Source organism: Psychrobacter immobilis (assembly GCF_904846235.1).
Classification (GTDB): Bacteria; Pseudomonadota; Gammaproteobacteria; order Pseudomonadales; family Moraxellaceae; genus Psychrobacter; species Psychrobacter immobilis_C.
Genome location: NZ_CAJGZN010000001.1, coordinates 137,298 through 152,606, shown reverse-complemented (window position 1 = coordinate 152,606; position 15,309 = coordinate 137,298). Strand labels below are relative to the sequence as shown.

The window sequence follows — 15,309 nt, the reverse complement described above, 5'->3', positions numbered from 1 at the left end:
TTTTATTAATTTGACCCTCTTACTTATTGAACTAAATACCTTATGCCAATTAGACATCAAGATAGCCAGCCTGACTCAAACCTTTCTATACCAGCAGAAAACGATCGAGCAGATCGTAGTTTCGATGCCATTGCCGATCATTTCGAAAAGAAAGTCTATGGTGGTTTAAAAGGCGAGATTCGATTGGCTGTGCTACGCCGTGATATTTTCGAATATAGCGCACAAATGAGTGAGGCGCTTGGGCGACCTTTACGCATCTTGGATGTGGGTGCAGGGCTTGCGCAAATTGCGATAGAACTTGCTGCTCAAGGTCATAACGTAGTCATAAATGACATCTCAGCAAATATGCTTGAGAAGGCAAAAGCGAGCGCAGAGAAAATCGATAAAAAGCTAGACATCACTTGGTATATTTGCCCTTATCAAGCGCTTGAAGAAAAACTGGCTCAGACAGAGACAGAGACAGAGACAGAAAAATTTGATTTGATTATGTCGCACGCGCTACTTGAATGGTTAGCAGAACCAGCGGCGGTCATGGACTTTTTTGATAAGCACTTAATAGATGGTGGCGCGCTATCCGTCTGCTTCTATAATCCAGCAAGTTTCGATTATCGCAATCTTATCATGGGAAATTTTAACTTACTCGATAGCTTACTTGATGGTAACGATTACAAAGCGGACAATAAGAAAAGCCTCACCCCGAACTATCCCGTGGCTAAAGAAGAAGTCGAGTCTTGGCTCAAAGCGCATGATTATCAGACGGTACGTAGCAGTGGCTTGCGGGTATTTCATGATTATGCGCCGCTCAAGCGTGGCGGTCACAACGACCCAGATGCAGTGATTAGAATGGAGTTACGCTACTCACAATTAGAGCCGTACAAGTGGCTTGGTCGTTATTTACATATTTTGGCTAAACGGTAAATTTAGACGATAGCTCAAAAATGGATGAAGACGGCTAAACCTCTTCATCCATTCTCGATGATCTATCGTATTCTGACCAAGTAGTGGCATTGATGTCTTTTTCATCAAAGACTACAACATGCTCTAGCAAAGGCAAGATGCCAATATACGAGCCGATTGCATGATTATGATGGCTCGCAACTAAGGATAAGACAGTCTGTCCGTCATCTAACTGCAGTCGGTACAAATAGTTGGCACCGCGAAACACACGTCCAATAACTAAAGCTGTCTGGGTACTGTCATCATCATGAATAATATCATCAGGGCGTACAAGTACTTTGATCGGTGTACCGTTTGGATAGTCATATTCGCAATACTGTGGCTGGCCTGATTCATCATAGACTTCCATGCGACGATAGATATTACCTAGCGCCGTCTCAACATGACCTTCTTTGATAATGCCGTCTACCATCGCGCCTTCGCCTACGAATTCAGCGACAAAAGGACTGACAGGCTCATGATACAGCTCGCTTGGCCTTGCCCACTGTACCAATCGTCCTTTATCCATTACCCCTACTTTATCCGCTAGCGCGAACGCTTCATTTTGATCATGAGTGACCAAAATTGCTGTGGTGTTGGTACGTTTAAGAATATCACGGACATTCATTGCTAGTGATTCACGCAGCACCACATCTAGATTAGAGAATGGTTCATCAAGTAATAGTAGTTTTGGTTTGGGGGCTAGCGCTCTTGCTAGAGCCACACGCTGCTGCTGACCACCAGAAAGCTCATTTGGACGTTTGTCTGCATGTTCAGTCAATTCAACTAAACTTAGCATCTCAGCCACACGGGCTTTTTTGTCAGCAGCTGACCACTTATTGAGACCAAAGGCGATGTTTTTTGCCACGCTTAAATGCCCAAACAGAGCATAGTCTTGAAACACCATGCCCATGCCACGCTTGGCTGGCGCAACTGCAAATGATTGACGAGCAGTTTTCTCTGTTAGGCGTTGGTTGTTTAGATAAATAGTGCCGCCACGACTTTGCTCCAGTCCCGCGATTGCTCGTAGCGCTGTGGTCTTCCCGCAGCCACTATAACCCAAGAAGCAACCAATCTCTCCTTGCTCGAGCATCAACGACATGCCATTAACCACAATAGTATCGTCATAGCCGACAATTAGGTTTTGTACACTAAAATAAGGATCTGTCGCGATATGTTTCTCAGTATTTTGTTGTGAGGTATTGCTTTGTTCTACAGTTTTATTCGGCTGAACTGGATTGATTCTATTTTGTGACAGTGCTGATTTTGCTACAGGCATGTGATTAGCCCGAGCCTTTTCTGACTTAGAATTTGTAGAGTCGTTCATTGAATCAGTGTACATAAACGGTACCAGTTCGCTATTAGTAAGTAAAACCATCGATAAAACAGGGCAAATTATAATATAGCTGACACTATGAGTGTGCTGTTAAACTTATGCCAAATTATTGCTATTAGCTGTGTTGTTACTAGCTGTGTTTGTCGCTTTGACGTAGTAATATCCAGACAGGGAGCAATCCAACTAGCACGATTAGCAAACTCGGCAATGCGGCTCGTCCCCACATACCTTCACTCGTCATTTCAAATACTCGTACTGCAAGCGTATCCCAGCCTTGACGCCTTGTCATTAGCGTAATGGGCATCTCTTTCATCACTTCGACAAAGCCCATCAATAATGCGGTCAATACACCAGGGCTAAGCACAGGCAGCATCACATGACGCCAGCGCTGATAAGGACTGTCGCTAAGTAATTTTGCAGCAGCCTCTTGATTGACGGTCAATCGCTGCAACTGTCTGTCAACTGGCTGAAAGCTCACCGTCATAAAACGCGTCGATAACGCCAGTAGCATAACAATGACACTGCCAGAGAGCACTTGCTGTGAGGTGATACCAAAGGCAATCATTTGATTATCAAGCCACGCAATAGGTATAAATATCCCTACCGCCAATACAGTCCCCGGTGCGACATAGCCTAAATTGGCTAAAGTGGTCATTAGCTTAGTCGATTTATCAGGATACTGCCGTTTGATCCACGCAATAATAATGGCCAAAAAGGCAATAAACAGCGTGGTCATACTAGCAATCATGAGGCTGTTGGTGACAAAATCAATGTAACGTGCATCAAAATCTTGGCGAAAGTTAAGTGCTGTCCAATAGATGAGCTGTAAGAAAGGAATTAAAAAGGCAACTAAAAAGATCAGCGTACACAGCAGTGTCATGGCGAGTTTGGCAGGTTTGCTGGCATCAAAGCGTTGGCTGCTACCTTGGGTAAGTGAGCTACCACGCTTCGCTTGCCAATACTGCTCAAACAATACCACGATAAAAATCACACCAATAAGCAAGGCTGCTAACTGAGCCGCTGTGGTCAAACTAAAAAAACCAAACCATGCTTTATAAATGGCGGTAGTAAAAGTATCGACATTGAATACAGATACTGCACCGAAGTCCGCTAAGGTTTCCATACTAGCTAGCAATAAGCCACCAATGATCCACGGTAATGCTTGCGGTAATGCCAGACGAAAAAATACACGGCTACGACTCAAACCTAGCATCTGCCCCGCTTCTATCGCTCGCCTGCCTTGTGACAAAAATGCCTGACGCGCGAGCAAATATACATAAGGGTAAAACGCTAGCGATAATACCAAGCCTGCGCCCCATACGTTCCTTATCGACGGTATGGCAGTGCTGATACCGGAATCGCGCAGAGCTGTCTGTAGCGGCCCACTAAAGTCAACAATCCCAATAGTGACAAATGCCAATACATAAGCAGGGATGGCAAGTGGCAACATCAACGCCCACGAAAAGAAACGCTGACCAGGGAAACGATACATACTAGTGACCCAAGCCAGAGCAGTACCAATAGTACCTGAAACGACAGTCACCATTAGCAATAAAATTGCCGTGTTTTTGAGCACTTGCGGCAGTACATAGTCTGCCATATGTGTCCAAATCTCTGCCACTGGCTGAGTCCACGACAGCAGCACGATTAAAATCGGTACTAGCATAAACAACGAAATCAGCCCTAAGACTGATTTCGAGATAATACGTTTACGAAGGGCGTGGTCTTGGCTGACAGTCTGCTGGTCGTTAACACCGTTATTGACAGTATCATTTTGACTAACAGACGCATCTGGCGTTGTGATCATATTATCATTACCGTGTCATACGTATAGAGACCTTGTAAGCTTATACCAACCTCAAAATCGTCATTACTTGAATAACTGATCTGTAATAACTAACCTTTGAACCTATTCTTTAAGAACTATTGTCTCGAAGTTATGATTTTGCGATTGGTATCAGTATTACTGGCGATCCCTTATTTATAACCCGCTTTATCCATCATTTGGATAGCTTGAGTTTGTAGTTCACCGAATTTCTGTACATTGATATCGTCTTTTTTGAACTCGCCCCATGATCTAAGCATGTCTGACTCATCGATACCTACTTTTACTGGGAATTCTTTGTCAGAGCTAGCATAGAGACCTTGTGCCTCGTCAGATGACAACCACTCTATCAGTTTAAGCGTACCATCTGGATTGTCCGAACCTGCAACCACGCCAGCGCCTGAGATGTTTACGTGCGTACCAGTCGTATCTTGGTTTGCCCAGAATATTTTAACAGGGAAGTTTGGTTTTTCGTCCAATAGACGACCATAGTAGTAGCTATTGGCAATACCTACTTCACACTGACCAGCAGCGATAGCTTCTAACATCGCAACGTCGTCACTGAACACATCAGTCGCTAGGTTATCAACCCACCCTTTAATAACTGCTTCGGTCTTCTCTTCGCCCAAATGCTCCATCATGCTAGCGACAAGCGATTGGTTATAGACCTTTTTAGAAGTACGTAAGCATAATTTGCCTTTCCATTTTGGATCGGCTAAATCTGCATAAGTAGATAGCTGGTCAGCAGTGACTTTGCTTGGGTCATAAAAGATAGTACGTGCACGTAGTGACAGACCTGTCCACTGACCTTTTGGATCACGGTATTTTGCAGGGACTTTAGCTTCTAATACAGTAGATGATACTGGTTGTAATAGGCCTTGCTCTGCAGCCTGCCATAAGTTACCAGCATCAACGGTCAATAGCATATCAGCTGGGGTATTCTGACCTTCAGCTTTTAGACGCGCCATCAAAGGCCCAGTTTGGTCTGTAACCAGTTCAACTTTTACACCTGTTTGCTCAGTATAGCGATCTAACAATGGTTTAATCAGCTGCTCATTACGTGATGAGTAGATAGTAATTGTCTGACCATCAGCAGTCGTAGCTTCGTCAGTTGCTGCTTGCTGCTCAGCACCTGTTTCTGTTGACTCTACTTCTACGCTCTCTTCTGTGGTTGAAGAATTACTACAACCTGCCAAACCCAACATCATGCCAAATACGGCTGCAGGTAGAATAAGCTTCGTAGAGGTTAGATTAGCGCTGATAGCGTTCAATGACATGGTTTTCCCCATAGTAATGCTGTAAAAAAAGTAAGACGGATGGTGAGACAAAACAACAGTGATTATAACGATGATTTGCTAAGCGCTAGCAGTAATCAGGCCATAATATATCAAAGCAACATACTAATGGAAGTGAGATTAATTATCAATACATTTGTTTAACTGGTAAATATACCTGTGATGAGTCTTTAGCATTGATTTTTAAGAACTATTTTTTAACCGCTCTTTCCATAGTTTGGTCTAGCGACGCGTTTTAGTATCCATCTAAAGCAGCCATTGTCCCAATATTGCATTGACTGCAGCTTCTGTACGTAAGATACGAGAGCCTATATGTACAGGCGTGCAGCCTTGAGCTAACAACAGCTCTATCTCATAGTCAATCCAACCACCTTCAGCGCCTATACAGACTAGATTTGGTAGCTCTCGTGATGGTTGCTGTTGTAAAAATTCAGAAAAGGACTGCTGACTATAAGGATGCGCGACAATCGCTTGACTGCTTATTAGGCTTCCAAGTGAGTCTTCGACAAATGGCTTAAAACGTTTTTGTAGCGTAATACTAGGAACGATCGTATCGATGCTCTGCTGTAGACCTTCTAATACAAACTCGTCAACCCGCTCAAGCATTGGGCTTTGCCAATAGCTTTTTTGAGTACGATAGCTATTGATAAGAATGATATCGCGTACACCAAGCGCCGTCATATCCATGATTAAACGCCGTAGCACTTTAGGACGCGGTAACGCCAAAATGACAGTCAAATCTAATTTGGCTGGCGGCACAGTATTGAGCTGAACGTTACTTAACTGAATGCTGTCAGCGGTAATATCTTCGATAACAGCAGTACCAAGGTTGCCACCGATCTGGCCAATTTTAAGCGTATCACCGACTTTTGCGCCCAGCACTTTAGTCACATGGCTGACTTGAGACAAGGAATCGATTTTTGCTGCGTCTGCTGAGAAGTTTTCAGCAGGCAATAATATACAGTTCATAAATTATCTTGGTTAGAAGACATCTCGATTGCGTCTTCAATCATAGTAAATTGGCGGGTCAATACCGCTTGCTGCTGTATCGTCATTTGCTCGCCAGCTTGCCCAGCCTGCACGGCCAATGGCAAATTACACAACCAAGTCTCTAGCTGCGTATAAATGCTCACAGCGTCTTCACGGTTATAAGCTGTTTTCTTACGAGAGGATTTTTTATTCGCCTCTAACTGATCATCACTGACTATCTGTATATCCGAACTACTTGAGTTATCTGACTCAATTGGACGATAGAAGTCATTATTTGGCTGATATACAGCGCCTACTTCAGCCAGTTTGTCTATTACGCTTTGGCACGACTGAGTATAACGTCCCATGAGTACAGGCGTGGCCACACTTGCAGGCTCCACTGGATTATGCCCACCAATATCTACCAGCGAGCCGCCCACAAATGCTACATTTGCCAATGTATACCAAGTCATCATCTCACCCATGCTGTCTGCTAGATAGACTTGCGTATCTGCATCAAGCACGTCTCCATCACTGCGCCGAGCCATATTTAACCCAGTTTTCTGAATGAGTTCTGCTACTGCGTCAAAACGCTCAGGATGTCTAGGGACAATAACAAGCAATGTATCTGCTAATGTGGCTTGAGACAGTAGTTGCTGCTGCAATGACAACGCTGCTGCCTCTTCGCCATCATGAGTACTCGCAGCTACCCACACAGGACGATCTGCTATACCAAAATCTGCTCGCAGATCAGCTTTCTTACTATAAATACGGTTATCTTCTACCGCTTGGTCATCAGTTTTGGACGCATTGATTACCCACTTTAATGAGCCTGCCACGCGAATTTGGGCGCTACTAGCCCCTAGTTGCCTAAAGCGTTTAGCAGAGTCGCTGTCTTGCGCAATTATTAAGGAAAGGTTTTTCATCATGCTGGCGCTAACTGCACCAATTTTTTGATAGCTCTGAAAAGAAGAAGCAGATAGTCGACCGTTGACTAGGATACTTGGAATACAGTGCTGGGATAATTTGGTCAAGATATTTGCCCATAGCTCTGTTTCTACAAATAAGGCAGCAATAGGCTGTACATGCGTCAAGAAAGTCTCGATAACGGCAGGGCTGTCGACTGGCACATAGCTATGACTCATCTGACCCTGAGCTATCTGTTCTGCAAAACGACTGGCACCACGGGCAAAACCTGTCTGAGTCGTATTGGTCAACCATATCTGATAGCCATTAGCCAATAACATATCTAATAAAGGTGCAACCGTATTGGTTTCGCCTAATGAGACTGCGTGGCACCAAATTACCCCTTTATCGCTATCAGCATTGACCACTGGACGCGGTGGATACTGCTTACCAAAACGCTGATCGATTTCCTGTTGATAGTTATCGTTTTTATGAGATCGACGCCATACTTGCAGACGATATAGTGGCTTTAGCAGCCTAATCAGAGACTGATAATATAAAGGTGTCTCGTGTACCGCACGATTAGGCGATGATACAGGGTCAATTGGATTTGCAGAGTGGTCAGACGGGGTATTAGATGATGGCATGGAACAGCCCAAATTAGTTATGAATCAAACAATAAAAGGGTAAAGGTAGAGCGCGCCAATTCTACCTGAATTTAAGCTGTAACAATAAGCTTTTAAAAAGTTACTGAGTAAATAGTTATTAGATAATGATTGTTAGATAATGACTATTATCAATAAAGCGACTGCGATGATTGCGCCAATTAACAGCTGATAGCGCTTGGTGCTGTGCTGCTCTTGTTTCTGTGTGGTCAGCAGCATTTCTGCTTGCTGCCATTGCTTGACCAGATTGGCTGCTTCTGCATGACCATTATCTGCCGCTTGCTCTAACCAGTATTTACCGCTATCTATATCTTGTGATACCCCTATTCCTTGGTAATACATTTTACTGAGTAGACGCTGAGCACGGCTGTCGTTTTTGCTAGCGGCTTGATTGACCCACTCTACGCCAGATTTTTTAGAATCATCGCTATTTGTAGCCAAACCTTCACCTAACAATTCATACATGGCCAAACGTAACATAGCAGCTGTATTACCATCTTCAGCAGCCGATTGTAGTATTAAAAGCGCTTTGTTTTTTGCCGTGTTGTGATCATTTGAAAATATAACTTGGCGACGAGGCTTGTTCTGCTTGGCAATATGCTGCTCGAACTGATCCAGTACTTTGCGTGCTTGCAGATACTGGACATCACCAGTTGGTTGTGGCACCGTTATCTCATCTAATTCTATAAGCAGTTGCGTAAACATCTCTGGCGTTGATGTATTCTTTACAGATGACGTAGGCTTGGCTGTTGGCTTCATTACTTTAGTCAGCTCAGGCTTTATTGGACTCTCAGACTCAGGAGGTACTACGTTTGCTTGGTTACGCTCAGCTCCTATCGATACTTCTTCTTGCTTTTCCAGAAGCTCACTCGATTGGCTAGTACTGACATGCATATTTGAATCTGCGCTCGGAGCGATGCTATCAGTGACTTGATGAGTGGTTGCTTTGTGCGTTATTGCTTTGTGCGCTGTTAATTCGGACACTGAATGAACGTCGTTACTTAAAATAGTTGGTAGTCTAAGGCTAACCGCTTGATATAACCCACTATCTACTTGCCCGCCTTGTACTGCGTCAAACTGCCGATCAATATGACCAAACAGACGCAGCCCTATTGGCTCTAGTGCAAAAAATAAGCGCTCTTTAACCCCACCATTATCATAACCAACAGCCATATGCTGATAAAAATCATCGGTGATCAACGTTAGCTCAGGGTAACGTTTACGCAGCTCAAAATGACCATACCAATGTGGCTTGCTTTGCCACTGTTGCGCCAATACACGACCGGCATAAAACGCCAAAAATACCATAAAATTACGATAGCGTTCATCGACCAGCAGCATCGTCTCATCCCATATACCGCTCTTAATCATATCTCGGCGCACTTGGGATAATAGCGTGTCGATACGCTGTAAACTCTCAAGCGACTCGTCTAGTGTACAAGCGCGCAGCTCAGTTTCGTAGGCGATACCACCTGCAATAGGACGCTCAGCTAAGAAATCTTGCCAATAGCCTTCTGCAATATAGTCCAGTGGTGTTAAAGGTGATGCAGACATAGACGGACGTGACCTCTTTGCAGATAAATAAACCCAAAAAGTATAGGCTATAAAAGTGCTACGACTAAAATAATAGAACGGTACTGGTAGATTACCTTACCTTAAAAGTTCGAGTGCTACAATAAAGGACTGAACAAGCGCACGACATTGTCAAACAAGCGTTTTGATCCGTGACGCTGTTGCCACTCATCACTATCTAGGATTCGGCAGTTTTCTAAATAGACTTCCTGACATTCCGCTACTTGGGCAACCATTTCTGGCGTATAAATCGCCAAACTGACTTCCATATTTAGATAAAAGCTGCGCATATCAATATTAACGGTGCCAAATAGACAGTAGTCATCATCGATAACCACTGTTTTTGCGTGTAGCAAACCGCCCTTAAACAAGGCAATCGTTACCCCAGCATCCAACAACTCTTGATAATAGGCTTGAGAGGCATGCTGTACCAGAAATGAATCAACCTTTTCAGGAACAATAATCGTCACATCAACGCCGCGCTTAGCCGCTATCGTCAGCGCGCCCGATAAGGATTCATCAGGGACAAAATAAGGCGTGGTAATACGAATACGCTTATTGGCACGATGAATTACGGTAACTAATGTATTGTAAATCACATGAGCCGTTAGCTGCGGTGCTGAAGGTATTAGCTGCGCTAAGACTTTGTCCACGACAGGCATCTTTGGTACGACAATCGAGGTGGCACCTATATCTGGCTGCTCATGATCATCAACCGTATCCGCCAATACCTTCACTCGGCTATTTAAGTCATTGATAGTCGGATGCATCACATATAACTTACGGGTATAGTTATTAACCCGTTGATGCAGCTCAGCAAGATTGTCATTACTTTCAGCACCGATGTCGGTAACAATCACCTTAGCCATCGCTGTATTAATACTAATCGAGTGCTGGCTAGTCGTTCGTAGCGCCACATCAATCCATTGACCAACATTTTTATTTTGCTTAAAAAACCTTGGATCAACCAAATTAAAGCTACCGATATAGCCAATATGTTCATCGATAACCACCATTTTACGATGATTGCGCAAATCAGAACGTTTAAATAATGTCTTAAACAACCCTACTGGCAATGACTGATGGACATAAACCCCTGCTTTTTCTAATTTGCGGTGCACGCTGCTATTAATAAAGCTAAAGCTGCCCACACTATCGGCCAATATATGACACTCTACGCCGCGCTGAGCTGCTACAGATAGCGCTTCTATGACTTCTAGCACCTGTCCTTTTGGATAGACAATATAAAACTCCATAAGGACAATACGCTGGGCTGCATGGATATCTTCAATCAAACGTTGAAAAATAGAAGCAGGATCCGTCAACAGCTGCATTTGATGATTGGGAAATACACCAAACCCGGTCCAGCGCGTTCCTATTTGGCTAACACCGCGGTAGTTGGCTGGTAATAAGTCCTGCCCTTTGTCAAAAATCAGATGCTCACGCCTTGCCATATCATTCATCAAGATGCTGGCTTGATCCACGCGTTCACGATAGCGCCGTCCAATCATCGGCTCACCGAGCAGGATGTACGCCACAAAACCAAATATTGGCAACGTGTAAAGCACAGCCACCCAAGCGATAGACACGCCAATATTGCGCTGCACAGAAACCACTCGCAGCGTCATTACTATCATAAGTACAATATGCAGCACCAGACCTAGACCCGCTAAGTCTCCCCAGGTCCAGCTAGTAAAAGTATCTTTAATAGTAAAAGTGTTTATATTGGCCTCCATCAACCGTGTTCAACGAATAAAGCATCCATAGTATAGTAGCTTTTCACCGCCAAACAACAAATAATGATAATAAGTGTATTTTTAGAAATGCTATATAATACATGGCTTTGAGTGCTATTTTTGATAGATTACAAGTCCGATTTATAATTATTTTCTAAAAATATTAAAATAACATTTGACACCCAACTGTAAATCTATATAATACACTCCCACAGCAACGGAGCTTAGTGACAAACTTAAGAGCTCAGTTGAAGTTGAATAAATTGCCTAGCAATTGTTCGAAGGGTGATTAGCTCAGTTGGTAGAGCGTCTGCCTTACACGCAGAATGTCGGCGGTTCGAATCCGTCATCACCCACCACTTCTTAGCAAGTGGCTAAACAAGCTAAGAGACCTAAGCAGCGGTAGTTCAGTTGGTTAGAATACCGGCCTGTCACGCCGGGGGTCGCGGGTTCGAGTCCCGTCCGCTGCGCCATATTTAAAACGAATTTAAACTTACGAGTTTAAGCAAGTTTCGCCTCAAACATTAGATTGTTTGAGGTTTTTTTGTGTCTATAAAACAACTCATTATTATAGCTTTCATGCTTTATGTCTTCTCGTTAGAAGCAGCTTATTCCTTATTATGATATACGACTTAAAATAATTAACAGACGCTTTATCTTGAAGAATGAGCGACTTCTTTAGCTTAACGTGGCAAAATGATAATTTGAGCACAACTAATAAAATCTCCCAAACTTTAATCGCTATAACATACATAATGTTGATTAATGCAATAACAACAGGCTTATTAACAAGTGCAACAGATTCGTTAGGTATAGCACTATCAACAACTATAGCTATATTGTTTAGCAGTGTAGTCTCAATTAATATTATGATGATAAATACAGCACATACTGGTAGATTCAATTGATAAAAGTACTCAAAGGACAGCTATGTTCTGGATATATACATTACTCTTGTTGATGGTTCTAGTTGGTATTTACACTATCTCTGCACTGATTTTCGATTTTTACATACTAATCAATGCTAGAAGAATTTGGGCTGAGGTAGTAGAAGTTAATACTATTGAAAAATCAGTCTCAGGGCTAGAAGATTACAGTTTATTTACTTTGAGGATAAAGTATTCTTATACCGTAAATAGCAAGGAATATACTTCTACTAGTATCAATGCTTTTTTTGACTTTACTAGAGAAAGTAAAACAGATATTTTAGAAAATATAAAAATTACTGACAATCATATAAAAATTTACGTATTAAAATCATTTCCACAAATATCTATGACAAGCCCTCTCAAAGTAAACAAGAAAATCTTAGCTATTGCTATAACTATAGGTATCATCCTTCCAAGCATTTTGAGTTATCTTCTCATAGAGAACCAAACTATTTTTGATATATTATCAAGTGTTCTTAATTAGACTAACGTTAATACATGAAGAGTTGTATTTTATTGGAAACGATAGTCATAGATGCATAAGAGCTCTCTCTGGGAAAGAGGTTTTTGATACATAATGATCTGAGTTATGAAGCTTACATTAGATTCTTGCTAAAATCCCTATTGTGGGTAGGACTCATGTTTTTATTAATTGTTGGTTGATTATTATCATAGATACAATAGGCGCATGTTTTAGTGCTATGGACGTTGACTTATTCGGCTCACACTAGCGATTAACGCTACCATCACTACACCCATGACAATCAGAATACCAGACATCATATGCGCCGCCTCATAATTGAGCGCTTCTACCTGCTCATATATAGCAATCGATACCACTTTAGTTTCGCCTGAGATGCTGCCGCCTATCATCAGTACAACCCCAAACTCCCCAATGGTATGAGCAAAGCTCACCAAACTCCCCAAAATAATACCCACGCGCGCTTGCGGTAAGGCTACCTTGACGAAGCGGCGCAGACGACTGGGTTCTAAAAGATGCGCGACTTCCGTGACACTTTGCGGAATACGCAAAAACTGTGCATACACTGGCTGTATATAAAAAGGCAGTGAGTAAATAATAGACCCAACCACTAGACCTTCAAAAGTAAAAATAAGCGGACTAATATTGTGCTCAATCAGCCATTTACCGATACCCATACTTGGACTTAGCAGTAATAATAAATAAAAGCCAATAACCGTAGGCGGGAGTACCAGAGGCATGGCAATGATGCCCATGAGCAGAATTTTGAAACGCCCAACTGCCTTCTTTTGACTTGGTTTGGCAAGCCAATAAGCCATAGGGGTTGCAAACAACAGTAAGCATAAGGTCGTGATAGAAGCGAGCTTAATACTTACCCAAAATGGACTGAGCATATCTGACATAAGAGACTGGTCGATCATATAATGTCACGGCTCGTTTTATAGGTAGCGTGTCTAGGCTAACGGATTACTGAATGGGCAGGTAGCCTGCTTGCGCGAAGTGCTGTTGTCCTGCATCCGAGCGCAAGTAATCAGTAAACGCCGCTGCTGGGACTGTATTATTGATAACGATACCATCCTGCAGAATATCTGGGTAGGACGCTATTGGTAAAGTAATAAACTGCTCAGGTTTGGCTTTTATCGCAACGAGTTGAGACTGCGCCACAAACCCATAATCCACGCTACCTGTATGGGCGTACTGAAATACTTGACCAATATTTTCTGCCTGTATCAGGCTTTTCTGTGCATTTAATTTTTCATATATCTTTTGTGATTGTAGATAAGCTTTTGCAGATGCCCCATAAGGAGCGAGTTCAGGATTGGCAATAGAAATCTTGCTATCATCTGTGAAACTAGCACTTGTAAACGCGTCAAGAAGCGATGCTGGCGTAAAATCATTCAAAGGTTTTGTGACACTATAGAGTGCAAGCTGACCTCTGGTATAGGTAAACGGTTGTACAGATTTATCACGCTTGTCATCAGACAGCTTTGCCGGAAACTCTTGATTGGCAGACAAGAATATATCATAAGGGGCTCCTGCCTTGATTTGAGCATATAGCTTGCCAGAAGACGCGTAAGTGACTTCGATATCTAAATTACCTTGATTCGACATATTGCTATCTGTTTGATAGCTATCAATGATATTAGGTAGGACATCAGATAAGTTGGCTGCCGCTGCGATACGTAAGGTTTGGTGCTCAGCACTTGTCGCAGCTGCCGATTCTGTATTCGTACTGTTATCTGCTGTACAAGCATTTAATGCCAGTAGCAAACACGCAGAGGTACTAATAGCAGCTAGTGACCTACCCATTATTACTGAGCCATTTAGATGAAGCATCTTCGTAATATTCTTGCTTCCAGACAGGTATATCTGCTTTGATGGTATCTAATATCCAGCGACACGCATCAAATGCTGGATAACGATGCGCTGACACTACCCCCACCCACACTGCCACATCACCAATCTCTAACGCTCCGATGCGGTGTATGGCAATAGCGTGAGTGATCTCAAAGCGCTTTTTGGCTTCTTCTATAATGGCGCGGCCTTGGTTGATTGCTAAGTCTTCATAACCGTAATACGTAAGACGATCGACGCTCGTAGCGTTATTATGATTGCGCACTCGCCCTTCAAAGCAAACAAACGCGCCGCAGCTGTCATTATCTAACGTACTTTTTAGCCTATCTTCGTCAATCACAATATCTAGTAGCGCAAAACCATCACGCTCAGCGATAAGGTAAGCTTCGTCAGCACTACGTTTGATGCTCATTGAATGATCGTGGACGTTGTCGGTCATTTTTCTTCTCTATTTATTATTTTCTCTTTGTAACCACTGAATAGCTACTGACAAAATGGACACTAATAAACGCTTGTCTAACCACCAGCGACTGGCGTGATGAAAACCACGCTATCACCATTATTTATCTGGTCAGTCCATTTGGCAAAGTAGTCATTTACTGCAACGCGTAGCTCCGACTGCGGACGGCTAAAGCGATGCTTTTGACTAAGCTGTTCGTATAGTTCAGTTAATGACGTATCCTGCTGTACGCTTACTGTCTCTTGCTGACAATTGGCCTCGTCAGCCAAACTGGCAAAATACATGACGTTAATATTCATCGTTGATTCGATATTAGTTGTCATATCGATAGCACTCATAAATCTC

At 42.9% G+C, this 15,309-nt stretch carries 13 protein-coding genes and 2 tRNA genes; 4 read left to right on the top strand and 11 right to left on the bottom strand.

Annotated features, from left to right (window positions below; translation table 11 throughout):
• Positions 1-42 precede the first annotated feature (42 nt).
• Positions 43-918: a methyltransferase domain-containing protein gene (locus tag JMX07_RS00730; RefSeq protein WP_201605398.1), complete on the top strand. Its 876-nt coding sequence runs from the start codon at positions 43-45 to the stop codon at positions 916-918.
• 34 nt (positions 919-952) lie between these two features.
• Here JMX07_RS00730 and JMX07_RS00725 read toward each other — a convergent pair whose 3' ends face one another.
• The 7 genes from JMX07_RS00725 to JMX07_RS00695 all read right to left on the bottom strand — a co-directional run bounded on the left by JMX07_RS00725 (position 953) and on the right by JMX07_RS00695 (position 11,240).
• A complete protein-coding gene (locus JMX07_RS00725; protein WP_201605395.1) occupies positions 953-2,278 on the bottom strand; it encodes an ABC transporter ATP-binding protein in 1,326 nt (441 codons plus the stop codon).
• 124 nt (positions 2,279-2,402) lie between these two features.
• Complete coding sequence (locus JMX07_RS00720; RefSeq protein ID WP_201605392.1) at positions 2,403-4,079, bottom strand: ABC transporter permease; 1,677 nt, start codon at positions 4,077-4,079, stop codon at positions 2,403-2,405.
• Between the two features lie 170 nt (positions 4,080-4,249).
• A complete protein-coding gene (locus JMX07_RS00715) occupies positions 4,250-5,374 on the bottom strand; it encodes an extracellular solute-binding protein (RefSeq protein ID WP_201605390.1) in 1,125 nt (374 codons plus the stop codon).
• A gap of 264 nt (positions 5,375-5,638) precedes the next feature.
• Positions 5,639-6,361 carry a 16S rRNA (uracil(1498)-N(3))-methyltransferase gene (locus JMX07_RS00710; RefSeq protein ID WP_201605388.1) on the bottom strand — a complete coding sequence of 241 codons (723 nt, stop codon included), beginning with the start codon at positions 6,359-6,361 and terminating at the stop codon, positions 5,639-5,641.
• Complete coding sequence (locus JMX07_RS00705; protein ID WP_201605386.1) at positions 6,358-7,914, bottom strand: 3-deoxy-D-manno-octulosonic acid transferase; 1,557 nt, start codon at positions 7,912-7,914, stop codon at positions 6,358-6,360. The genes JMX07_RS00710 and JMX07_RS00705 overlap by 4 nt, the downstream gene beginning before the upstream one ends.
• Before the next feature lie 132 nt (positions 7,915-8,046).
• The gene (locus JMX07_RS00700; protein ID WP_201605384.1) at positions 8,047-9,486 is read right to left on the bottom strand and encodes a tetratricopeptide repeat protein; all 1,440 of its coding nucleotides are present in this window, start codon (positions 9,484-9,486) and stop codon (positions 8,047-8,049) included.
• 116 nt (positions 9,487-9,602) lie between these two features.
• On the bottom strand, positions 9,603-11,240 hold the full coding sequence (locus JMX07_RS00695; protein ID WP_201605382.1) for a cardiolipin synthase: 1,638 nt from the start codon (positions 11,238-11,240) through the stop codon (positions 9,603-9,605).
• A 283-nt stretch (positions 11,241-11,523) separates the two neighbouring features.
• On the opposite strand from JMX07_RS00695, the gene JMX07_RS00690 reads away from it, so the two are divergent.
• The 3 genes from JMX07_RS00690 to JMX07_RS00680 all read left to right on the top strand — a co-directional run bounded on the left by JMX07_RS00690 (position 11,524) and on the right by JMX07_RS00680 (position 12,653).
• Positions 11,524-11,599 (top strand) — tRNA-Val (locus JMX07_RS00690).
• Positions 11,600-11,636: 37 nt separating this feature from the next.
• A tRNA-Asp gene (locus JMX07_RS00685) sits at positions 11,637-11,713 on the top strand.
• A gap of 457 nt (positions 11,714-12,170) precedes the next feature.
• On the top strand, positions 12,171-12,653 hold the full coding sequence (locus tag JMX07_RS00680; protein ID WP_057759076.1) for a hypothetical protein: 483 nt from the start codon (positions 12,171-12,173) through the stop codon (positions 12,651-12,653).
• Between the two features lie 215 nt (positions 12,654-12,868).
• Here JMX07_RS00680 and modB read toward each other — a convergent pair whose 3' ends face one another.
• From modB to JMX07_RS00660, 4 genes are all read right to left on the bottom strand, one after another.
• Positions 12,869-13,570 carry a molybdate ABC transporter permease subunit gene (modB, locus tag JMX07_RS00675; protein ID WP_201605380.1) on the bottom strand — a complete coding sequence of 234 codons (702 nt, stop codon included), beginning with the start codon at positions 13,568-13,570 and terminating at the stop codon, positions 12,869-12,871.
• A 46-nt stretch (positions 13,571-13,616) separates the two neighbouring features.
• Positions 13,617-14,459, bottom strand: a complete 843-nt coding sequence (gene modA / locus JMX07_RS00670; protein ID WP_201605371.1) for a molybdate ABC transporter substrate-binding protein — start codon at positions 14,457-14,459, stop codon at positions 13,617-13,619.
• Positions 14,452-14,943, bottom strand: coding sequence for a molybdenum cofactor biosynthesis protein MoaE (locus JMX07_RS00665; RefSeq protein WP_201605369.1), 492 nt, complete (start codon positions 14,941-14,943; stop codon positions 14,452-14,454). The genes modA and JMX07_RS00665 overlap by 8 nt, the downstream gene beginning before the upstream one ends.
• 77 nt (positions 14,944-15,020) lie before the next feature.
• The gene (locus JMX07_RS00660; RefSeq protein WP_160021603.1) at positions 15,021-15,302 is read right to left on the bottom strand and encodes a MoaD/ThiS family protein; all 282 of its coding nucleotides are present in this window, start codon (positions 15,300-15,302) and stop codon (positions 15,021-15,023) included.
• Positions 15,303-15,309: the final 7 nt, after the last annotated feature.